Annotated in this window: 20 protein-coding genes and 1 pseudogene; 11 read left to right on the top strand and 10 right to left on the bottom strand. The window is 57.0% G+C overall.

Going from position 1 to position 22,168, the window contains the following annotated elements:
* Positions 1-6: 6 nt before the first annotated feature.
* Entirely contained in the window at positions 7-939 is a 933-nt protein-coding gene (locus tag B7364_RS13595) for a hydroxymethylglutaryl-CoA lyase (protein ID WP_232780916.1), read from the bottom strand.
* A 241-nt stretch (positions 940-1,180) separates the two neighbouring features.
* Here B7364_RS13595 and B7364_RS13590 point away from each other — a divergent pair, with 241 nt between their 5' ends.
* Genes B7364_RS13590 through B7364_RS13580 form a run of 4 tightly spaced genes read left to right on the top strand, consistent with a single transcriptional unit; the run spans position 1,181 to position 6,011 of the window.
* Entirely contained in the window at positions 1,181-3,487 is a 2,307-nt protein-coding gene (locus B7364_RS13590) for a TonB-dependent receptor (protein WP_085340581.1), read from the top strand.
* 4 nt (positions 3,488-3,491) lie between these two features.
* The gene (locus B7364_RS17755; protein ID WP_106407648.1) at positions 3,492-4,463 is read left to right on the top strand and encodes an aliphatic sulfonate ABC transporter substrate-binding protein; all 972 of its coding nucleotides are present in this window, start codon (positions 3,492-3,494) and stop codon (positions 4,461-4,463) included.
* A 3-nt stretch (positions 4,464-4,466) separates the two neighbouring features.
* Positions 4,467-5,249 carry an aliphatic sulfonate ABC transporter permease SsuC gene (ssuC, locus tag B7364_RS17750; protein ID WP_106407647.1) on the top strand — a complete coding sequence of 261 codons (783 nt, stop codon included), beginning with the start codon at positions 4,467-4,469 and terminating at the stop codon, positions 5,247-5,249.
* A gap of 3 nt (positions 5,250-5,252) precedes the next feature.
* Complete coding sequence (locus B7364_RS13580; RefSeq protein WP_085340580.1) at positions 5,253-6,011, top strand: ABC transporter ATP-binding protein; 759 nt, start codon at positions 5,253-5,255, stop codon at positions 6,009-6,011.
* A 7-nt stretch (positions 6,012-6,018) separates the two neighbouring features.
* Here the strand turns inward: B7364_RS13580 and B7364_RS13575 are convergent, their stop codons facing one another.
* Positions 6,019-7,110: a Gfo/Idh/MocA family protein gene (locus tag B7364_RS13575; RefSeq protein ID WP_198534254.1), complete on the bottom strand. Its 1,092-nt coding sequence runs from the start codon at positions 7,108-7,110 to the stop codon at positions 6,019-6,021.
* A gap of 93 nt (positions 7,111-7,203) precedes the next feature.
* Between B7364_RS13575 and B7364_RS13570 the strand changes: the two genes are divergently transcribed.
* Positions 7,204-8,274, top strand: coding sequence for an LLM class flavin-dependent oxidoreductase (locus tag B7364_RS13570; protein ID WP_085340579.1), 1,071 nt, complete (start codon positions 7,204-7,206; stop codon positions 8,272-8,274).
* Between the two features lie 3 nt (positions 8,275-8,277).
* On the opposite strand, the gene B7364_RS13565 is transcribed toward B7364_RS13570, so the two are convergent.
* Both B7364_RS13565 and B7364_RS13560 read right to left on the bottom strand, forming a co-directional pair.
* Complete coding sequence (locus tag B7364_RS13565) at positions 8,278-10,392, bottom strand: beta-glucosidase (protein WP_085340578.1); 2,115 nt, start codon at positions 10,390-10,392, stop codon at positions 8,278-8,280.
* A 16-nt stretch (positions 10,393-10,408) separates the two neighbouring features.
* Positions 10,409-11,293, bottom strand: coding sequence for an N-acetylmuramic acid 6-phosphate etherase (locus B7364_RS13560; RefSeq protein ID WP_085340577.1), 885 nt, complete (start codon positions 11,291-11,293; stop codon positions 10,409-10,411).
* Positions 11,294-11,553: 260 nt separating this feature from the next.
* On the opposite strand from B7364_RS13560, the gene B7364_RS13555 reads away from it, so the two are divergent.
* The 3 genes from B7364_RS13555 (at position 11,554) to B7364_RS13545 (ending at position 14,615) form a co-directional block, all read left to right on the top strand.
* Positions 11,554-12,537 (top strand): cysteine synthase A, encoded by a 984-nt coding sequence (locus B7364_RS13555; RefSeq protein WP_085340576.1) that lies wholly within the window; start codon positions 11,554-11,556, stop codon positions 12,535-12,537.
* Positions 12,534-13,706 carry an aminotransferase gene (locus tag B7364_RS13550; RefSeq protein WP_269798783.1) on the top strand — a complete coding sequence of 391 codons (1,173 nt, stop codon included), beginning with the start codon at positions 12,534-12,536 and terminating at the stop codon, positions 13,704-13,706. The genes B7364_RS13555 and B7364_RS13550 overlap by 4 nt, the downstream gene beginning before the upstream one ends.
* Before the next feature lie 129 nt (positions 13,707-13,835).
* Complete coding sequence (locus tag B7364_RS13545; protein ID WP_085340575.1) at positions 13,836-14,615, top strand: sulfite exporter TauE/SafE family protein; 780 nt, start codon at positions 13,836-13,838, stop codon at positions 14,613-14,615.
* Between the two features lie 10 nt (positions 14,616-14,625).
* On the opposite strand, the gene B7364_RS13540 is transcribed toward B7364_RS13545, so the two are convergent.
* The 6 genes from B7364_RS13540 to hisB are packed head-to-tail and all read right to left on the bottom strand — an operon-like array spanning position 14,626 to position 18,191.
* On the bottom strand, positions 14,626-15,147 hold the full coding sequence (locus tag B7364_RS13540) for a GNAT family N-acetyltransferase (RefSeq protein WP_085340574.1): 522 nt from the start codon (positions 15,145-15,147) through the stop codon (positions 14,626-14,628).
* Positions 15,144-15,476, bottom strand: a complete 333-nt coding sequence (gene hisE, locus B7364_RS13535; protein ID WP_085340573.1) for a phosphoribosyl-ATP diphosphatase — start codon at positions 15,474-15,476, stop codon at positions 15,144-15,146. The genes B7364_RS13540 and hisE overlap by 4 nt, the downstream gene beginning before the upstream one ends.
* Positions 15,473-16,255 carry an imidazole glycerol phosphate synthase subunit HisF gene (hisF, locus tag B7364_RS13530; protein ID WP_085340572.1) on the bottom strand — a complete coding sequence of 261 codons (783 nt, stop codon included), beginning with the start codon at positions 16,253-16,255 and terminating at the stop codon, positions 15,473-15,475. Before hisF ends, hisE begins: the two co-directional genes overlap by 4 nt.
* Positions 16,252-16,974: a 1-(5-phosphoribosyl)-5-[(5-phosphoribosylamino)methylideneamino]imidazole-4-carboxamide isomerase gene (hisA, locus tag B7364_RS13525; protein ID WP_085340571.1), complete on the bottom strand. Its 723-nt coding sequence runs from the start codon at positions 16,972-16,974 to the stop codon at positions 16,252-16,254. The genes hisF and hisA overlap by 4 nt, the downstream gene beginning before the upstream one ends.
* Positions 16,971-17,591, bottom strand: coding sequence for an imidazole glycerol phosphate synthase subunit HisH (gene hisH / locus B7364_RS13520; RefSeq protein ID WP_085340570.1), 621 nt, complete (start codon positions 17,589-17,591; stop codon positions 16,971-16,973). Before hisH ends, hisA begins: the two co-directional genes overlap by 4 nt.
* 9 nt (positions 17,592-17,600) lie before the next feature.
* Positions 17,601-18,191, bottom strand: coding sequence for an imidazoleglycerol-phosphate dehydratase HisB (gene hisB, locus B7364_RS13515; protein ID WP_085340569.1), 591 nt, complete (start codon positions 18,189-18,191; stop codon positions 17,601-17,603).
* 227 nt (positions 18,192-18,418) lie between these two features.
* Between hisB and B7364_RS13510 the strand changes: the two genes are divergently transcribed.
* From B7364_RS13510 to hslU, 3 genes and pseudogenes are all read left to right on the top strand, one after another.
* Positions 18,419-20,170 (top strand): putative bifunctional diguanylate cyclase/phosphodiesterase, encoded by a 1,752-nt coding sequence (locus tag B7364_RS13510; RefSeq protein ID WP_085340568.1) that lies wholly within the window; start codon positions 18,419-18,421, stop codon positions 20,168-20,170.
* A 51-nt stretch (positions 20,171-20,221) separates the two neighbouring features.
* A complete protein-coding gene (gene hslV / locus B7364_RS13505) occupies positions 20,222-20,785 on the top strand; it encodes an ATP-dependent protease subunit HslV (RefSeq protein ID WP_085340567.1) in 564 nt (187 codons plus the stop codon).
* Positions 20,782-22,052: pseudogene (hslU, locus tag B7364_RS13500) on the top strand (ATP-dependent protease ATPase subunit HslU). Before hslV ends, hslU begins: the two are co-directional and overlap by 4 nt.
* Positions 22,053-22,168: the final 116 nt, after the last annotated feature.

Raw genomic sequence — 22,168 nt, 5'->3', positions numbered from 1 at the left:
GCTTCCTCACGCGACAGCGGTTTGGGGTGGAAAATTACCAGCCTTGGTGACCATGGACGGCAAAGGCTTGCCCATCACGTCCGTCAACCACAGCCCCGCTTCAATCATGGCATCCAGGTCAATGCCGGTGGCGACGCCAGATCGATGCAGCAAATAGAGTAAGTCCTCGGTCGGGATATTGCCGGTGGCCTTAGGCGCAAACGGGCAACCGCCCAGCCCGCCCAAACTGGAATCTAGGGTTACTGCCCCTGCCTCAAAAGCCGCCCACGCATTGGCGAGGCCTGTATTGCGGGTATTATGAAAATGCGCGCGAATGGGTATATCGCCGACCACGGCTTGGACGCGGCTTACCAAGGCCATAACCTGACGGGGCACTGCAACGCCAATCGTATCAGCAAGACCAATTTCGCGCGGGCCAGCTTTGGCCAAGGCCTCAGCCATGCCAACCACATGGTCAGGGTCTACCTCGCCCTCAAATGGGCAACCGAAGGCCGCAGAAATGGTGACTTGCCCGGAGCGGCCTGCCGCTTTGGCCATAGCAACAATCGCATTAGCCACTTGAATGCTTTCCGCGCTGGTTTGGCCTTGATTTCGCATCGCAAAGCTGTCGCTCGCCACGGCAACGGCACCCAATTCATGCACGCGCGTCAGAAGCGCTCGCTCTGCCCCGCGTTCATTCAGCACAAGGCCAATATAAGTCACCTGATCGGTATCGGGCAAAGCTTCCATCACGGCCTCTGCATCGGCCATCTGGGGGACACGGCGCGGATTAACAAAGCTTGCGGTCTCGATCCGGCGCACGCCTGCCGCAATCGCGGCTTGGATCAGCGCCACTTTTTGCTCAGTCGGCAGAATATCCGGCTCGTTTTGCAGCCCATCTCGCGCACCAACCTCAACAATTTCAACGCTATTCATCGACAAGACCTCATGGCGCATCATCTGGCTTAGGCCAACCAAACTAAGCCTAAGGATTGCTTAGGTCTATGGTTAGCTGTGCTGCTTGGGCAATCTGCCCGCATGGCCTAAGAGAAAAGGTATAAGGTCAAAGTGTTGCGCGAATAGCACCCGCGGTTCAATTCGTCGGTTTCGCGCACTCGCCCTACTTGCTTTTCACGACGAGAACGTGATTTTGAAGTCAATCGAAGGATACTTAGAGATCCGTCATCACTGAGGGGATAAAATGCGTCATCTTTTACTTGGGTCTGCTGCGGCGGCCACACTTTTCTTTGCCATGGGCACAAGCGCCTTTGCGCAAGCATCTACCGAAGCAAAAACCGATGAAGGCGCTGAAGTCATTATCGTGACGGCTCAAAAGCGCGTTCAAAACGTGCAAGAAGTGGCAGCTGCGGTTTCGGTCATCGGGGGCGAGCAAATCGCGCGTGCAGGTGGCTACAATATTGAAAGCGTGCAGACCCAAATCCCAACTCTGAACTTCCGTAAGGGCGGCACCAATCTGAACTCCTCGCTGTTCCTGCGCGGCGTCGGCACCATCAACTTCTCGATCGCAGCAGAGCCCAGCGTCGCTGTGGTCTTGGACGGCGTTGTTTTGGCACGTGCTGGTGAAGCTTTCGGCGACTTGTCCGACATTCAGCGCATCGAAGTGTTGCGCGGCCCACAAGGCACTTTGTTCGGCAAGAACTCCTCTGCCGGTGTGGTCAACATCATCTCGAACAGCCCAGGTCGCGTCCATAGCGGCGACATCCAACTGACCGCGAACGATGGCAATGAATACAAGCTGCGCGCCTCGGTCGACATGCCGTTCAGCGACAGCGTGCGTTCGCGCGTTACCGTGTTTGGTGGCTCCTATGATGGCAACATCACCAATCTGACCACCGGCGGCAAAATCAACGGCTATGAGCGTTATGGCGTTCGCGGCATTTTGGATATCGATGCCTCTGAAAGCCTGAAGGTGCGCTTGATCGGCGATTATCGCAAAGCAGACGACAATTGCTGCGGCGAAGTCATTGGCACGGCACCCTCCGGCGCAAACGGAGCTGCCCTTCTCTCGCTTCTGCCCGGCATCACTTTTGCCGGCGATGAAACCCGCGCCGTGCGCAACAATCTCGTCACCCGTACTGAAGAAGAATCTTGGGGCATTTCGGCCCAAGCCGATTGGGATGCGGGCGACTTTACCATCACCTCCATCACCGCTTACCGAGGCTGGGACAACCGGGAAGTCCGTGAAGGCGACTGGCTAGACCGTCCAGCCGCCTATGTCGGCAACGGCTTTGCCCAATTGCATGACGACGGCCCCCAGACGTCGACCACCTTCAGCCAAGAATTGCGCTTGACCTCGCCCGCAGGCAAGCCCTTGGAATATGTGGTTGGCGCTTATTTCGCCAATGCCGAAACCGAGCGTGACTTCCGTCGTGACGTGACCGTCTGCACCGCCTCGACCTTGGCCATCGACACCACGGGCCAGCGTCCGTGCTCGACCGCAACCGGTGTTTCCACCTTTGTGACCGCTTTCTCGAGCGCGAACTTTGGTTCTGAATCGCGTAACGTCGCTTTGTTCGCTGACGGCAGTTATAAGGCGACTGAGCGTCTGTCCATCGTCGCCGGCGTTCGTGTTACCCAAGACAAGTTGAGCTATTACCACAACCGAATCCCTTCCCCTGTGGGTGGTCTGCCTGGTTTGCGCAACGACACCAGCGGCTTTAAAGGCAATACCAAGGAAGATAATGTCTCGGGTAAATTGGGCCTGAAGTATCAAGCCACCGACGACATCAACTTCTATCTGACCCAGTCGCGCGGCTATAAGGGCCCCGCCTACAACGTCTTCTTCAACATGAATCCAACCGGGTTGAACGCGATTGCGCCAGAAACCGTGGATTCGACTGAAGGTGGCGTGAAAACGGCCTTTTTGGATAATCGCGTCATCGTAAACTTCGCCGTCTTCCGCGCCGTTTATGAAAACTTCCAAGCCAACAACTTCGACACTTTGAACGGCGTGGTCATCACGCGGTTGACCAATGCTGGTAATGTGTCGACCACGGGTCTTGAACTCGACTGGTTGATCCGCACCGATGGTGGCCTGACTATCAATGGCGGTTTGGCAGTCACCGATGCCCAGATCGAGGAATTCCGCGATGCCAACTTGGTTCTGTCGTCCGCCCGCCGTGGTGAACGCTTGGCCCTGTCGCCTCGCCTGAAGGCTTCCTTGGGCGCGAATTATGAGTGGGAGCCTGCTTCGATCCCCGGCATTATTCACTTGAATGGCCAGGTTTCTTACAGCAGCGACCAATTCTCGGACATTGGCGAAAACCCCTTGCTGCGCATTCCTGAGACCACCATCGTCGACGCGTCGATTGGTATCAGCGACAAGCAAGATCGCTATCGCTTGACCTTGAACATCAAAAACCTGACCGACGAGAAATATGCGTCACTGATCACGCCAGGCGGCCCAGGTGGCGCGTTGCGTTATCTGATCCCACGCGATGCAGACCGTTATGTCGGTTTGACCCTGCGCGCGAAGTTCGGGGGCTAATCCTATGACAGCGATTGCGGACAGGTTCTCGCGTCGCGGTCTCTTGGTAGCAGGGGCAGCTTCGGCTGCCCTTGCCGCCTGTGGCCAAGGCAGCGGTTCCACAGGCAAGGGCGTTAATCTCGCCTTTCAAAAAAATGGGGTCATGCTCGTGGCTCAAACGCGCGGCTCGCTGGTCGAACCCTTGAAAGCAGCTGGCATCACGCCGCTGAATTGGGTTGAGTTCCCGTCCGGCCCACCTCTTTTAGAAGCCATGGCTGTCGGCTCGGTTGATTTGGGCTTGACGGGCGACACCCCGCCGATTTTTGCCCAAGTCGCCAATGCGCCAATCAAATATGTCGCCCAAGTTCGCCTTTCAGGCAAAGCCGGTGGCATCATCACGCCTAAGAATTCCGCTATTAAGTCCTTGAAGGACCTGAAAGGCAAGAAACTCTGCTTCACGCGCGGTTCCTCCGCCCATAATAGTGCCGTGATTGCCTTGCAAAGCGTTGGCCTGACATTGGCCGATGTGGAGGCCGTCAATCTGGGCCCGGCAGACGCCGCCGCCGCCTTTGCCCAAGGGGGCATTGATGGCTGGGTAATTTGGGACCCCTATTACAGCCTTGCGATCCGCGATCAGGGCGCACGGGTTCTCTCAGGCCTCGACCAATTAGGCGGTGGCGCAAGCTTCCTCTTGGCGAATGCAAAGTTCGTCGAAGCCCGTCCGGAAGACTTGAAAGTGTTGTTGTCAGCCATCGCCAAAGAGGGTGACTGGTGCGCGGCCAACACCGATGCGGTTGCTGAAATCTCTGCCAAAGCCTCGGGCCTAGAGCTTGAGCTCCTCAAAGACACGATGAAGCGGACGGACTTCAAAGTAGAGCCCTTGACCGATGATGTGCTGGCCGCACAACAAGCAACGGTTGACCGCTTTGCACAATTGGGGATCATACCGAAGAAAGTTAGCATCAATGATGCCGCTTGGCGCGGCTGGACAGGGTAAAAGATGGCAGTAACGGCCTCCGAGGGTCCTTTTAGTCGGGCACTTCCCTGGTTGGTGCCTTTGGCACTGATCATTCTTTGGCAAGTCTCATCCAGCCTCGGCTGGCTGCCGCCCAATATTCTTCCCGCCCCAACTGCTGTGCTGGAAGCGGCTTGGACTAAGCTACAAGATGGCAGCCTCATCGACAATTTGGGGGTGAGTTTTGCCCGTGCCATGAGTGGCCTAATCATTGGTGGGGCGATCGGGTTTAGCCTGGGATTGCTCAACGGCCTTAGCAAAACGGGCGAAATGCTTTTGGACCCAACCTTGCAAATGATCCGTAACATCCCGCATTTGGCTCTGATCCCATTGGTCATCATCTGGTTTGGGATTGGCGAAAGCGCGCGTTTGTTCCTGGTGGCGCTGGGCGTATTTTTCCCGATCTATCTCAACACCTTGCATGGTGTGCGCAATGTCGACCCGCAATTGATCGAGATGGGCCGCATCTATGGCATGAATAACCGGACCTTATTCTTGAAGGTCATTCTGCCGGGCGCTTTGCCCTCCATTTTTGTGGGTCTGCGCTTTGCCTTGGGTGTCATGTGGTTGACACTGATCGTGGCAGAAACCATTGCGGCAAATTCTGGCATTGGTCATATGGCCATGGCCGCGCGCGAATTTATGCAGACAGATATCGTGGTCCTGTCCATCGTCATTTATGCGATTTTGGGCAAGCTGGCCGATAGCGCCACCCGCGCCTTAGAGCGCAAGTTCCTGGCGTGGAACCCAGCCTATGCGAAGGTCTAAACCATGAGCAGCCAACCAACCGGCGGGTCACGCGTTAGCCTCAAAGATGTGAAAAAGGCCTTCGGCAGCAATGTGGTCTTGCAAGGGATTGATCTGGAAATCCCTGCGGGCCAGTTTGTATCCATCGTGGGCAAGTCAGGCTGTGGTAAGTCCACGCTCCTGCGCCTGATGATTGGCCTCGACACGGTGACCAGCGGCGTTTTGGACGCCCCGGCGCTAAAAGAGCAAGCGGCCCGCATTGTGTTTCAAGAACCGCGTTTGCTGCCTTGGGCGAGTGTCAAGGACAATGTGGCCGTGGGCTTGGGCGAGGGCCAATCTGGCCAAGCCGCCGACCAACAAGCCGCAGCGATCCTAGAAGAAGTGGGCCTGAAAGGCCGTGAAGGCCTATGGCCATCCCAGCTTTCGGGCGGGATGCGGCAACGCGTGGCTTTAGCCCGCGCGCTGGTTTCACAACCAACTTTACTGGCCTTGGACGAACCCTTGGGCGCACTCGACGCCTTGACCCGCATCGATATGCAGGCGCTGCTGGAAGGGGTATGGCAAGACCTTGGCTTCACCGCTTTGATGGTCACCCATGATGTGGGCGAAGCGGTGGCGCTGGGTGACCGCGTGATCCTGATTGATCATGGTCAAGTGGTGTTGGATTTGGCCGTAGACCTACCCCGCCCCCGCAAACGCGGCACACCCGAATTTGCCGCCCTTGAAGGCCAAATCCTCGACAAATTGTTTGGCGATGATCCCCGCGCGCGGGAAGCCCATTAGCCCGGCTTCAGCCGCCGGCGATTTCGCTCATCTCAATCGCACGACCGGTTGCCGCCGAAAGCTCTGCCGCCGCACCCATGCGCACGGCTTGCAGGCCGTCTTGCGCGGTGACTTGCACCGATGCGCCATTCAAGATCGCATCAATCCAAGCCCGTTGTTGGTAGAAGGTCGCGCCGAAGTGCGACCCGGCCTCGAGAGCAACCGGATCGACATGGATGGTTTCCCGCGTCACTTGCTTGGGCTGCCGGAAGCCAACCCGTGGGCTCATCACCATTTCACCGGGTGGGATCAAAACGTCCAGGCGGGCCTTATCGCCCGTGGCCGAAATCTCTTCCTGATGTTCGGCCCCATCGGCAAACATGCACAGATCGAGCATGGCGCGCGTGCCATTGGCAAAATCTACCACCGTAAAGCTATTGTCGATGATGTCGGGCTTACGACCATCATAACGCTCGTCCTGATGGTTCACATCCATATTGCCCGAGCAATAGACGCGCGTTGGCTCTGACTGGATAATATGGCGCATCAGATCAAAGAAGTGGCAACATTTCTCCACCATCGTCCCGCCGGTATTGGCCGAGAAACGGTTCCAATCATTGACCTTTTGCAGGAAGGGGAAGCGGTGCTCACGGATCGACACCATGACCAGACGGCCAACATCCCCGCGGTGCACGCGGGTCACAAATTCCGTCGCAGGCGGCATGAAGCGATATTCCATCCCAACCCAGAACACGCCCTTATAGGCCTCAGCTTGGTCGCGGATGCGGGCGGCGTCCTCGGCAGTGGTACATAAGGGCTTTTCGCACAAGACATGTACGCCACTTTTGAACACGGGCTGCAAAACATCATGGTGGGTGAAGTTTGGTGAGGCGATCACCACAGCATCGACAAGGCCTGCGGCCAAAAGCTCATCACCGGTCTTAAAGGTTGCAACCTTCTCGCCAGCGGGGCCCAACATGCCTTTACCCAAAGCCAGCATGTGATCGGTGGGGTCAGCCAATGCCGTAATCTCAACTTCCGGCATCAGCTTGAGATTATTGATGTGCTCATAGCCCATCATGCCCGTGCCGATGACACCAACCCGTATTTTGCCGCCCATGACCTCTCCCCGAAGCTGCTTTGACTCGTTATAAGACATCATAAGCATAATGGCGGGCGATACACGCCCTCTTGGCAGTATGAGGAAATAATCATGGCCCGTAATCCCGTTGAAGTCAGTTGGTTTTCCGCCCTGTGCGATGATGATTACGAGTTTTTGGGCCAATCAGAGCCTGCTTTGCAGTCGAGTTGGGAACATTGTCGCAATATCGCACTGACTGCCGAGAAAAATGGGTTTGATAACATCCTGCTGCCATCGGGCTATCAGCTGGGTATCGACAACACAGTGTTTGCTGCAGGCATTGCTGGGCTGACCAGCCGAATGCGTCTTTTGCTGGCGATTCGCGTCGGGGAGATGTGGCCGCCACAGATCGTGCGGCAATTAGCCACGCTCGACCGGATGATGCAGGGCCGTCTGGCGGTGAACTTCATTTCCTCTGAAATGCCGGGCGAGACCATGGGTTCCGCCCCCCGTTATGCCCGCACATTAGAGGCGATGGAAATCCTGCGTGCCTGGATGAATGGCGAGACCGTCAAGCATCAAGGTGAGTTCTACCAGTTTGACTTGGCCCCACCGCGCATCACTACACAATCAGGCAAGTCGCCTTATTTCTATTTCGGTGGCCTGTCGGAAGATGCCCGTGAAGTCGCAGCCAAGGCCGCCGATGTCTACCTGATGTGGCCCGATACGTTGGCCAATTCCAAGGCCGTCTTGGACGATATGAATGCGCGGGCTGCCAAATACGGCCGGACATTGAAGCACGGCTTCCGAGTCCATGTCGTGGTGCGCGAGACCGAAGCCGAAGCGCGCGAAGCCGCCAATCGTTTGCTGAGCAAATTAGACGCCGCAACAGGTGATGCCATCCGCGCCAAGTCTTTGGATGCAACCTCTGTTGGCGTGCGCCGTCAAGCCGAACTGCGCGAAGCGGCCAGCGCCAATGATGGCTATGTGGAAGATAATCTGTGGACTGGCATTGGTCGCGCCCGCTCGGGCTGTGGGGCTGCGATTGTCGGCGACCCAGATCAGGTGCTCGCCAAGATCAATGCCTATCGCGACGTCGGCTTTGATGCCTTCATCTTGTCCGGCTATCCCCACGCGACCGAGTGCGACCTGTTTGGCCGCTACGTTCTGCCAAAGCTCGACCACGGCCTTTTGACGATTTAGGCCTCAAAGGGAAATGGTCGCGCTGAGCCGATCGGCCAGCGCGGCCGAACCTCCAACATAAACCGTGTGGGTGCCAGGCTCTATCCGCCAGCAGTGGGTCTGGGTGTCGCGATAGCGCAAATCCTCGGCATCTACCTCAAAGCGGATGACTTTGGTTTGGCCGGGCTCCAATGCAACCCGGGAAAAGGCCTTCAGGACCTTGGCAGGGCGTTCGACCACATGACCTGGAAAGCCAACATAGAGTTGGGCGATCTCTTCCCCGGCCCGCTCACCCAAATTGGTGATGCTGACTTGGGCTTGAAAGCCCCGCTTTGTCCGCCGCAGGCTTAAAGCACGATACCCAAAGCAGGTATAGGACAGGCCATGGCCAAAGCCATAACGTGGCTCAATTTGTTCGCGCGCGAACTTGGTATAGCCATGCCAATAATCATAGACGATGGCGTCGGCATCCTTATCAAAGAAGGGGTAATGGGCCGGGTCTTTCGCTACCGTGAAAGGCAGTTTTCCCGAAGGGGCCACTTCGCCCAACACCAGTTGCGCCAAGGCCGTGCCGCCTTCCATGCCAGAATAGAAACTTTGCAAGATCGCGCTGGCTTGGCTTTGCCAACCCTCCACCAGCACGGCAGAACCCGCGACAAGGACGACAAGGACGGGCCGACCCGTTGCACAGGCGGCTTCGATCAAAGCGATCTGATCAGCGGGCAGGGATAGATTGGTGCGATCTCCGCCGCGGGCTTCTTCAGCGCTGGGCTCGTTAGCTGCGGCTGGCTTAGGTGCGGGCAAGACGTCACTGGCCACACCAAGGGTCATGTCTTCAGGAATATATTCCCCCTCTTGGCGTGCGGTATAGCCTGCCACAACGATGATGGCGTCAGCATCTGCGGCATTGGCGACCGCGGCTACCACGTCAGTTTCATCGCCTGTGACAATCTCGGTCGCTTCACCCAACGCAATCTGTAGACCTTGGAGCGCGGTGACGACATAGGGTGGACGAACGCGGCTGGAGCCAAAGTCGCCCGTATTCTCCTTATTCGCCAGTTGGCCCAGCACGGCGAGCTTTTTCAGCTTTTTCCGATCCAGCGGGAGCATGGAGTCATTCTTCAAAAGCACCGCTGCCTTCAACGCCGCCTCCAGCGCCAATGCGATATGAGCAGGCTGTGCCACCATATCAAGGCTATAGTCCGGCAAGGGGTCTTCGGCGCACGCAAAGCGGTATTGGGTCGACAGAATGCGGCGGCATGCCTGATCGATCACTTGGGGCTCAACTTGGCCTGCCTCCACCGCAGCCAACAAATGCTTGCCAAAGACCAAGGGCTCGGGATTTTCGATGTCGAGACCCGCAGAGGCCGCATAGACATGGCGCAAGCCCATGACCCAATCGGAATGCACAAAGCCCTCAAAGCCCCATTCGACACGCAAAATGTCAGTCAGCAGGGCTTTGCTCTGCCCGCAGAAGCTGCCGTTCATTTGGTTATAAGCGCTCATCACCGTGGCGCAGCCTGCGTCCAAAATAGTTTTGAAATGCGGTAGATAGACTTCATGCAAGGCGCGCTCATCGATTTGGACATCGACTTTGAAGCGCGCATTCTCCATCGAGTTCAGCGCGAAATGTTTGACGGTGGCAATCACATTGTGGGTTTGGAGGCCGATGGCTAGGGCCGCACCCATCTGCCCCAAATGACACGGATCTTCGCCGTAGGTTTCCTGCGCCCTACCCCAGGCCGGATGGCGCAAAAGATTGACACACACCGCGCCAGACAAGGTGCAGTCTTGGGCGCGAATTTCAATCGACATCGCCTCGCCAATGCGCCGCTCCAGATCGACATCAAAGGTCGCACCGCGCGCCATGGTGCAGGGGAAGCAGGTGGAATTGCCGCGAGCGACCCCACGAGGACCATCGGTGAAATAGAGCGGCGGCACGTTGAGCCGCTCCACTCCACTGCCTGCCGGATAGGGGTTCGCGCCCCAATGCCGACCGCTTTCGGCAAAGAGCTTAAAGAAGCCCTTGCCTGACATCATGCGCACTTTCTCCGCCAAAGTAGCTTCGGCCAGAATCCGATCCACCCGCTCTGCCACTTGGTCCGATGTAAGGCCTTTGGTTGGAGAGAGGTCGGTCATGACATGCCTTTCGGATCTATCCGCGAGAGTTTGCTTGCAGGACAGCTGCAAGATTTCCGGCCCAATGGTCTAGATCGGCTTTGGCTTGATCCAAAGTCCAACCCTTCACCAACAGGATCGCGACGCGAATGTTACGCCCTCCTTGCTCTAAGGCAACAGCGGCTTGCTCTTCCCCGCAGCCTGTTAGCTCCACAATCATGGCTTTGGCCCGGGCCAGAAGCTTTCGGTTGGAGATCTGCATCGCCACCATCCGCCCTTCATAAACAAAGCCCAAGCGGATCATAATGGCGGTGGAGAGAACATTGAGTGCGATCTTCTGCGCTGTTCCGGCCTTCATGCGGGTAGAACCGGCAATCACTTCGGCCCCGGTCTCAATCAGAATGCCAATCTCAGCAGCGTCGCACAAAGGAGCAGGAAGTTTATTGGCAAGGCCAATGGTCAAGGCCCCTTCCTCCCGCGCGGCCTCAATTACCCCGATTGTATAAGGTGTAGAGCCGCTAGCGGCCAAACCAATGACAACATCGCTGGCGGTTAGCTTTAAGGCGCGGGCCTCTTCCACACCCTTGGCATGATCATCCTCCGCCCCTTCAACCGCTTGCATAAAAGCCATCTGCCCGCCGGCCATTAGGAAGATCATGCGCTCCTTCGGCCAGCCATAGGTGGGGCCCAGCTCGACCCCGTCCTGCACGCCAATCCGGCCAGAGGTGCCAGCACCAGCATAAATCAGGCGACCGTTTCGCCCCAATCGGGCTGCCGCTTCATCGGCTGCATGGGCAAGCTGGGCCGAGACTGCGGCAACCGCCGCTGCCGCTTGGCTTTGATTGGTAATCATTTCAGCGACAGCGTCGCCCGTGGGCCATTCAGCAATATGGAGATAGGCTTTTAATGCGGCTTCCGTCATGGCCTTAATCGCGCCCCTTGGCTCAAACTATAGCTTGCCCGCGACCAAATAGACCACAAAGAGCAAATCAGAACATAGCATGGTACGCCACAGGCACACCGCTTAAACTGGTTACTGCCTTAAAGAAGTTGAACAAATTAGCCAATCACAGAATCGCGCGCGTCCAAAAAGTTTCAGGCCTTGCTGACATTGACAGCCACCCCCAAGTGAGGGCGAGATAGAAACAAGCTACGGCTTAAAGCCAAAGGACCTGATGCGTGATGACCCACTATGCCAAAACAGTGATTGACTTGATTGGAGGGACACCGCTGGTCCGTCTGCGCGCGGCAAGTGAGGCGACAGGCTGTGAAATTCTGGGCAAGGCCGAGTTTTTAAACCCCGGTCAATCGGTAAAAGACCGAGCGGCACTAGGCATTATTCGTGATGCTGAAGCCAGCGGCGCCTTAAAGCCCGGCGGGCTGATTGTTGAGGGCACTGCTGGAAATACGGGCATTGGCTTGTCTATGGTGGCCAATGCTTTGGGCTATCGCTGCATCATCGTCATGCCACGCACGCAATCGCAAGAGAAGAAGGATGCGGTGAAACTGTTTGGCGCTGAACTCGTCGAAGTCGATGCCGTGGCCTTTTCCCACCCTGACCATTACACCAAAGTATCTAGGCGTATTGCTGAAGAACAAGGCGGCCTTTGGGCCAATCAGTTTGACAATCTTGCCAATCGCCGCGCACATGAGGAAACCACCGGCCCAGAAATCTGGGAGCAGACCGAGGGCAAAATTGATGGCTTTATCTGTTCGGTCGGCTCCGGCGGGACCTTGGGCGGCATCAGCCGCGCGCTGAAAGCCCGCAACCCAAACATCGCCATCGGTATCGCCGATCCGGGCGGGGCTGCGCTCTATCATTGGTACAAGGATGGTGAGTTGAAGGCGACGGGCACATCGATCACCGAGGGGATTGGCCAAGGCCGTGTAACCGCAAATCTGGAAGATGTGCTGGTCGATTATGCCTATCGCGTCGAGGACGAGGAATGGCTCCCGGTCTTGTTTGATCTGGTCAAGAATGAGGGCTTAACCATTGGCGGATCTGCGGCCCTGAATGTTGTGGGTGCGATGCGCTTGGCCAAGGACTTGGGACCAGGCAAAACGATCGTCACCATTTTGTGTGACTATGCCAGCCGCTATCAGAGCAAATTGTTCAACCGCGATTTCCTGACTTCCAAAGGTCTTCCAGTGGCAGATTGGCTGTGAGTACGGGCTTTAACCCCCATTTTTCGGACCTGCCGACCACAATTTTCGAAGTGATGTCGGGTCTGGCCCGCACGCATGATGCCATCAATCTGGGCCAAGGTTTCCCCGACAGCCAAGGCCCAGAAGCGCTGCGACGTTTAGCCTGCGAGGGGCTGATGACCGGCAGCAATCAATATCCCCCCATGCTGGGGATTCCAGCGCTTCGGGCAGCGGTGGCAGAGCATTACGCCGCCCATCAGGGTTTGGCACTGAGCGCTGAGCAGGTGGTTGTTACCTCGGGCGCAACGGAGGCCTTGGCGGCAAACTTTCTGGCGCTTCTGTCCCCCGGCGATGAGGTGATCGTGCTTGACCCAGCCTATGACGCCTATCGCCCCTTGATCGCACGGGCTGGCGCCATCCCGCGCACCGTCACGCTGCAGCCGCCGCATTGGCATCTCGATTTGGCCGAGATTGAAGCGACCATCACGGCAAAGACCCGCGCCATTGTCCTCAATAATCCCATGAACCCGACCGGGCGAAGCTTTAGCCACGCAGAACTTATGGGCCTTGGGAAACTCTGCCACGACCATGATCTGATCGCCATCTGTGACGAAGTGTGGGAGCATGTACGCCTGACCGATCAGCCACACCGATCGCTGCTGGGCCTGCCCGGCATGGCGGACCGCACGGTTAAGATCGGCTCAGCGGGTAAGATGTTTGGCGTGACAGGCTGGAAAGTGGGCTTTGTTTGTGCCGCCCCTGAGATTGCCAAGGTGATTGGCAAAGCCCATCAATTTCTGACCTTCACCACGCCACCCCATCTACAAGGCGCGGTGGCGCAAGGGCTTGGCTGGGATAAAGCCTGGTTTGAAGAGCAAGCCCTAGGCTATCAAGCCGCGTATCAGAATTTGCGTCAGGGGCTGTCGGATCAGGGTTTTTGCGTGCTCGACAGTGCGGCAACCTATTTCATGTGCCTTGACCTACAACAATCCGGCATTGATCGACCCGCGCTTGATTTCTGTTTTGAAGCCGTAAAGACCTATGGCGTTGCCGCAATTCCGCTGCAGAGCTTGTACGAAAAGCCCGAGGAAGCCCCACCCATCATCCGCCTCTGTTTTGCCAAGCAAGAGACGGTTCTGCGGGAAGCGATTGGCAGGCTGGCCAAAGCGCGACAAGCGATGCGGACCTGACATGTCGATTTTTCCGGCACCTCTGTTCAATAGTATCTCTAACGGCTGTTTGCAGCTTGCATTCATCGCTAGGATAAACCCAGATGCTTATAGATAACTTTCAACGAAGCCAGCCTTGGAGCGCTTTTTGTGATTGAGTTCATCAGCCATCATTGGCACGACATCTGGCCGTTCATCGCGGTCGGCTTTGTCGCGCAATTGGTGGATGGGGCTTTAGGCATGGCCTTTGGCGTGATCACCAGCACCTTATTGGTCAGTGTCATGGGCATGCCGCCGGCCAAAGCATCGTCGACGGTCCATATTGTTGAGGTCTTTACCACGGCCGCTTCAGCCGTAAGCCATACGATCCACCGCAATGTAAATTGGAAGCTTTTCGCAACACTGGTTATCCCCGGCATGATTGGCGGGATTACTGGGGCCTACCTCTTGGCCAATATTCATGCGGACACCGCACGGCCCTATGTGATGGCCTATTTGGCCTGTATCGGCGTCTATCTGCTCTGGCGCGGTTGGCGCATGACAAAGGGCCAACCCCATCGGACAGCCAAATATGCCGGACCCCTCGGTTTGGTTGGTGGCTTTTTGGACGCGGTCGGTGGCGGCGGGTGGGGGCCAGTGGTGACTTCCAACCTATTGGTTCAGGGGACAGAGCCGCGCATGACGATCGGAACCGTCAATACGGCAGAATTCTTCCTCACCACGGTTATTTCAGCCACCTTTATCGCCACCTTGGGCTGGGAAGCCTTTACGCTGGCTACCGTCGGCCTGATCATTGGCGGCCTGATGGCAGCCCCCTTCGGGGCGATTTTGGCCAAGCGGGTCCCCGCCAAACAATTGTTGTATCTGGTCGGCACGGTCTTGACTGTAACGAGCCTATTTTCTCTGTCCAAAGCTTTGGGTCTGGTCTAAGCGCCACAACCTAGAGCGCGAGCCGCATGATCCGCTCATCATCGAGTGTATTGCCGACTTTGAAGTGATAGGCACCAATAATTTCAAAGCCATATTTGGTGTAGAGGCGCTTGGCGCGCTCATTCTGTGACCACACCCCGAGATAAAGGGCAGGGGCCGGTTTTTCGCGCGCCCAATCGATCGCCATGTCCATCAATCTGTGAGCCAGACCCGTGCCCTTTTGGGTTTCATCGAGATAAAGGCGATAAAGCTCCAAGGCGTCAGGCTCAGGGGCCTCTACAGGCAGGGTCAAAGGTCCACAATCGAGGAAGGCAACCAGATCATCGCCGTGATAAACCACGGTCATAGCCCTGACGGGATCGCGAATATCTTGCAAGGTCCGCTCCAAGCTATAGCGGGCGGCCATGAAAAATTCTTTGTCTTCTGGTGGATAGAGGTGGCCAAAGGTGGCGAGAAATGTCTTGGCACCAAAGGCTGCTAAAGCTTCTGCGTCGGCGTCTTCAGCCAATCGAATATGCAGCTCGCCGATCATGATTGTGCTCTCGCAGCCTTTTCATCTAGGCCCGATGTGCCACGGCGGGCTTCTAGAATGGCGGCGACATCGGCCCCGGTTACCCCCCGTGCGAGGAGACCTACACTTAAGTGATAGAGAAGATCAGCAGCTTCCTTAGCGATTTCCTCTGCCGTGCCGCCAGCAATGGCCAAAGCGGTTTCAACACCTTCTTCGCCTAGCTTCTTGCCACATAAGACTGGACCGCCTTGCAGCAGTTTCGCGGTATAGCTTTGGCCTGGATCGGCTTTGGCTTTTTCAGCTACATCCGCCAACAGCTGGTCTAAGGCGTGGCCTAAGGTTTCACTCATCGCAGGTTTCCTTGGATCGGTTGCCGCACTTTGGCACCGGCTGCAGCCAAAGCTGCCCGCGCCTCGGCCAATGTATGGGTTCGGAAGTGAAAAATCGATGCTGCCAGAACGGCATTGGCATGGCCTTGCGTGATGCCAGCGACGAGATCGCCCAAATTGCCAACCCCACCCGAAGCGATCACGGGCACCGAGACGCGATCGGCTATGGCGCGCGTCAGGGCCAAATCATAGCCCGACCTGGTGCCATCCTTATCCATGGAGGTGACCAAAAGCTCCCCCGCACCACGGTCAACGACGTCCTTGGCAAAGGCCAATGCATCTAGGCCGGTTGGATTGCGGCCACCATGGGTGAAGATTTCCCAACGTTCTGGGCCTGTTTGCTTGGCGTCAATGGCGACCACGACACATTGGGCCCCAAAGCGGCGCGCGGCAGCAGTCACTAAGTTCGGGTCTTTGACGGCGGATGTATTGATCGCGACCTTATCGGCCCCCGCGAGCAGAAGTGCGCGGAAATCGTCAGTCGTGCGCACACCGCCCCCAACCGTCAAAGGCGTAAAGCAGACTTCTGCCGTGCGACGGACGACGTCTAAAAGCGTACCCCGGCCTTCATGACTGGCCGAGATATCGAGAAAGCAAATTTCGTCTGCCCCCTCGGCGTCGTAAAATTGGGCTTGTTCGACCGGATCGCCCGCATCGCGTAGCCCTTCAAACTGGACGCCTTTAACAACGCGGCCGTCCTTCACATCCAAGCAAGGTATGATGCGAACTTTTAGGCTCATGCCGCAGCCATTAAGGCTTCGACCGGGTCGATCAGGCCATCATACAACGCCCGGCCCAAAATCGCCCCCGCTACTGGCGTACCCGGACGGACTTTGAGGGCGGCAATATCCTGCACCCCTGCCAAGCCGCCAGACGCGATGACATCCATGGCGACCGCATCAGCAATCGCACCGGTGAAGTCGATGTTAATCCCAGTCTTGGTGCCGTCGCGCCCGACATCGGTAACGATCAAGGCGGCCACGCCTGCATCTTCAAACTGGCGGGCGAGGTCTAGCGCCGCCAAATTCGTTGTCTCCACCCACCCTTCAACCGCGACCATGCCGTCAATGGCATCAATGCCTACCGCCACCTGGCCCGGAAAGGCTTTGGCGGCTTCGCGCACGAACTGGGGTTGTTTGGCGGCAATCGTGCCTAGAATGACGCGGGTAACGCCCATGGAAAGGGTCTTCTCAATCGCTTTCAAGTCGCGAATACCGCCGCCCACTTGCATGGGCAGGCTTGTCCGGGCGCGAATGGCGGCAATGGCGTCGAGATTTGCCCCGGCTCCCTTTAGGGCACCATCCAAATCCACAATATGCAAATAGCCAAAGCCCATGGCTTCAAAGCTTGCCGCGCGTGCCGCTGGATCGGTGTCAAACACCGTCATTTGCGCAAAGTCGCCCTTATAGAGGCGCACGGCCTGTCCGTCTTTCAAGTCAATTGCGGGATACAGGATCATTGCTTTAGCCACTCTTCCAAAAGGGCGAGGCCGGCCCTTTGGCTTTTTTCGGGGTGAAATTGCACGCCCATCACATTGTCCTTCTGGACGGCGGCGGCAAACCGATCCGCCCCATAAGTGCACCAAGCTGCGACATCGCCTGCATGCGCCGCGCGAAACGCAAAGGAATGGACGAAATAGACATCTTGCGCGCCGCCCCACGCCTTCTCCAACACCGCACTGCCGGTGGGCTCAGCCGTGTTCCAGCCCATATGGGGGACCTTCAACTCTGCCGCGCCCGGTTCAATGACCGACGTTTTTCCGCCAATCCAACCAAGGCCGGGAGTTGAACCAAACTCAATACCCACATCGGCGAGCAGTTGCATGCCGACACAAATCCCAAGGAAGGCCGCACCCTCTTCGCGCACGCGGGTCTCTAAAGCTTCGCGCAGACCATCGACGGCATCCAGATTGGCCGCGCAATCGGCAAAGGCACCCACACCGGGCAAAACGATCTGATCGGCCCTAGCGATACGATCGGGGTCTCTTGTCACACAGACATCGCGCGCTCCTGCTGCAACCAACGCCTTCTCCGCGGAACGAAGATTGCCAGAGCCATAGTCAATTAAGGTAAGCATTTCCGTGCCTTAAAGGACGCCCTTTGTGGAGGCGACCGCCCCATTCAAACGGGGATCAATTTCAATCGCGACCCGCAGGGCGCGCGCGAGGGCTTTATAACAGCTCTCGATAATATGGTGCGTATTCTGCCCATAGAGGTTTTCGACATGCAGACACACGCCCCCATTGCCTGCAAAGGCATGGAACCATTCCTTGAACAATTCAGTGTCCATCTCGCCGACCTTTGGCCGCTCAAAATGCACATTCCAGACCAAATAGGGCCGGTTGGCCAAATCAAGGGAAGCGCGCGACAAGGTCTCGTCCATCGGGATATAGGCATGGCCAAAGCGGCGAATGCCGGCAAAGTCACCCAAAGCGCTCTTGAGTGCTTGGCCCATCACAATGCCGGTGTCCTCGACCGTGTGGTGCATATCGATATGCAGGTCGCCCTTGGTCTCAACCGTCAGATCAATCAGCGCATGCTTAGCAAAGCTTTCCAGCATATGGTCAAAAAAGCCAATTCCAGTCGAAACCTTGGCAATGCCCGTCCCGTCCAAATTCATGGTGACCGAGATTTGCGTTTCTTTCGTATTGCGCTGAATGGTAGCCGTTCGCACGATGAGATCTTTCCGCTGATGGTCTAGGTGAACCCGCCATAAATTGGCGCGAACGGCCCCCTCTTAGCGCTTTGGGAAGACAAAGGAAACCAGCGATCGTGCTGGTTACAGTGTGCATCTGCGGCCTGCGGGTTAAGGCCACGTCAACCTAATGTGTGCAAACAGGATAAGGTGTTCTGGGAACTGATTGGCTCTGTCGCCGAATCCCGAACTTTTGGGCGCAAAGTTTAGTGAAAGACTGGCTGGAAAACATCCTAAAGACGCTCGCCGGGAAGCTTACTTTGGCTTTCCTTGGCTTGATGAGTCTTGTGATGCTGGGCATGATCGTCATGCTAAGCTTTACAATTGGTCGTGGACCAGCCCTAGCTTGGGCCATTGGCGGGTCGACTTTGTCAGCGGTGCTGGCGACTGCGGCCTTCTATGCCTTTGTGACGCGGATTACCGATCCGTTGCGCGACCTGACCGAATTTGCCCAACAGACCAATCTAAAGCGCCTGGGCGTTCGCCTCGATATTCGCTCTGGCGATGAGCTTGAGATTCTGGCTCGTGCCTTAAACCGTATGATGCAGCGCTTGGATGCTTCCATGAAGCGTATCCAGCAATTGGCTTTTGTAGACACCATCACCGAGCTGCCCAACCGAGACCGCTTCCGCCAAGAAACCGATGAGGCCGCCAAATCCAATGCGGCAAATAATCTGGTAGGGGCTGTCATCTCCATCGACGTCGACAAATTTATCCGCGTGCAAGAAACGCTCGGCCAGATTGCGGGCGAGGAATTATTGGGCCTTGTGGCGGAACGACTTTCGGCGGCCGTGCGGGCGTCCGACCGGATTGTACGCCTGCAGACCTGTATTGCCCGACCTGCGCTGCTTGCGCGGACGGGAATTTCAGAATTTGCCGTGTTGATCCCCGATATTGATGACCCGACCCAAGCCGGCCGCTTTGCGCAATTGGTTGCTGCGGGCTTGCGCCAGCACTTTGAACTGGGTGGCCACCGCATCGTGCTTGGGGCCTGCGCGGGTATCGCGATCTTCCCGCAAGATGGCGAGACAGGCGAAGAAGTTTTGCGCTCTGCCGATCTAGCCCTCAGCCATGCCCGCAACGGCGGTCGCAACCGCAGCGTGTTCTTCACCCGCAAGATGAACCAGCGCGCGTTGGAAAAGCTGGTCTTGGAGAATGAAATTCGTGCGGGGATCGAGCAAGGCCAGTTCATGGCCTATTTCCAGCCGAAAGTGGACTTGGGCACCGGCCGCATTCATGGCTGCGAAGCCTTGGTGCGCTGGAACCATCCGACCCAAGGCATGGTGTCGCCCACCAAATTTATCACCGCCGCAGAAGAAACTGGTCTGATCGCACCTTTGGGCGATTACATCATGCGCGATGCCGCAAAAAAGGCGGCCGCTTGGCTGCGCCGGGGCATTGCCCTTCGCGTCGCGGTCAATGTGTCGGCCATGCAGTTTAATGACGACAACTTCACAGCCAAGGTGCAAAGTATTTTGGCCGAGACGGGCCTACCCGCCTCGCTGTTTGAGTTGGAGATCACCGAATCTATCGCCATGAGCAATCCAGACCGGGTGATCCGCCTGCTGGAACCCTTGCGCGATAAGGGCGTGCGAATTGCCATTGATGACTTTGGGACAGGCCACTCCAACTTGGCTGCGCTTACCCGTATGCCGTTTGACGTGTTTAAAATCGACCAAAGCTTTATCCGCGCTTTGGGCAAGGACCGCAATGCGCCGACCATGATTGAGACCATCATCGCGATGGCTGGCGGTCTGAATTATGAGACGGTTGCCGAAGGGGTTGAAACCCAAGAACAAGCGGCCTTCTTGAAGAAACGCGGCGCGACTTTAGGCCAAGGCTATCTCTTTGGCTCGCCCATGTCTGCTGACCAATTTGAAGCCCACGCCCGCAATTGGGCGGCCCGGGCCGATGGCTTGAGCCCTGCACCCACCATCGAGGGACTGCGCCGTACCAGCTAAGAGGGCGGCGCGCGCCTTGAAGTCAGCCCGCACAGACGCCATTACATAGGCATGAGCGATTTTGAACGTCCCGCCGCCGACTGGCGCGGCACAACGATTTTGGCAGTGCGCAAAGGCGGCAAAGTGGTCGTCGTGGGCGACGGGCAAGTCTCGGTTGGCAATACAGTTATGAAGCATGGGGCGCGCAAGGTTAGAACCTTGGCAGGCGGCACCGTGTTGACGGGCTTTGCCGGGGCGACAGCTGACGCCTTCACCTTGTTTGAGCGCCTCGAAGCCAAGCTGGAGCGCTTTCCCAACCAATTGCTGCGCGCCTGCGTGGAACTGGCGAAGGATTGGCGAACCGACCGCTATTTGCGCCGCTTAGAAGCCATGCTGATCTGCGCCGACAAACATGGCACCTATGTGCTGACCGGCACAGGTGATGTGCTGGAACCCGACCATGCGGTCGCGGCCATCGGCTCGGGTGGGGGCTACGCTTTGGCCGCTGCTCGCGCCCTTTATGAGCAAGACCTCGACGCTGAAACCATCGCCCGTAAAGCCATGGCGATTGCTGCCGATATTTGTGTCTATACCAATGGCAATCTGACCCTAGAACAATTGGCGACTGTAGAATGACTGACCTTTCCCCCCGTGAAATTGTTTCCGAGCTTGACCGCCATGTGATTGGCCAGTCTGATGCCAAGCGCGCAGTGGCCATCGCGCTACGCAATCGTTGGCGGCGGAAACGCTTGCCGGAAAAGCTGCGCGAAGAAACGACACCCAAAAATATTTTGATGATCGGGCCCACGGGCGTCGGCAAGACCGAGATTGCCCGTCGTCTAGCCAAGCTGGCCGGCGCACCCTTTGTAAAGGTCGAAGCCACCAAGTTTACCGAAGTCGGCTATGTCGGCCGTGACGTGGATCAGATCATCCGAGATCTGGTGGAGGCAGCCATTCATCTGGTGCGCGACCGCCGCCGCAAAGATGTGCGCGCCAAAGCCGAAGCCATGGCAGAAGACCGGGTTCTGGACGCCCTTGTCGGTACCGAGGCGAGCCAAGGCACGCGCGAAGCATTCCGCAAAAAACTACGCGGCGGTCTCTTGGCCGACAAAGAGATCGAGCTTGATTTTGACGTGAGCTCTCCTGCCGCCTCGATGATGGAATTTCCTGGCGCCCCTGGCGGTATGATTGATCTGGGCACCATGCTGCAGAACTTGTCTGGCACCAAGAAGCGCACGCGCAAAACCACCGTGGCCGAAGCCTATGAGCCTTTGGTGACCGAAGAAAGCGACAAGCTTTTGGACAAGGATTCCATCACGCAAGAAGCCTTGCTTCTGGCCGAGACCGAAGGCGTAGTCTTTATCGATGAGGTCGACAAGATTTGCGCACGTGCAGAGCGTCAAGGGGCCGATGTCAGCCGCGAAGGCGTGCAGCGCGATCTCTTGCCGCTNTCGGCGCTTTGAAGACAGACTTCATTCTGTTCATCGCCTCGGGTGCCTTCCATGTGGCCAAGCCGTCCGATCTATTGCCCGAACTGCAAGGCCGCTTGCCCATCCGGGTAGAGTTGCAAGCCCTGAGCCGCGATGATTTCCGCCGCATTCTGACAGAGCCTGAATCCAGCCTTGTAAAGCAATATGTTGGCCTGATGGGTACCGAAGGCGTGACGCTTTCCTTCACCGAAGAAGCCGTCGATGCCATTGCCGATGTGGCCGTGGCGGTAAATACCAGCGTGGAAAATATTGGTGCCCGCCGCCTACACACCGTGCTGGAACGCGTTCTGGACGACATCAGCTTCCACGCCACCGACCGTGGCGGCGAAACCATTGAGATCACGGGCGCTTATGTGCGTGAAAAAGTCGACGGCCTGTCGAAAAACACCGATCTGAGCCGGTTTGTGTTGTAGGTTTGGGTTTAACCGAACTTAATTAAATTTTTTAATTTCAATGATTTATTGACCTTACAAGGTAGTTATATTTTGTCTACTAGGCCGTGTGGACAAAGTGGATTCCCAAATCAGTT

Origin of the sequence: Aquidulcibacter paucihalophilus (genome assembly GCF_002105465.1) — a bacterium.
Classification (GTDB): domain Bacteria; phylum Pseudomonadota; class Alphaproteobacteria; order Caulobacterales; family Aquidulcibacteraceae; genus Aquidulcibacter; species Aquidulcibacter paucihalophilus.
This window is presented reverse-complemented; position numbering and strand designations above follow the sequence as displayed.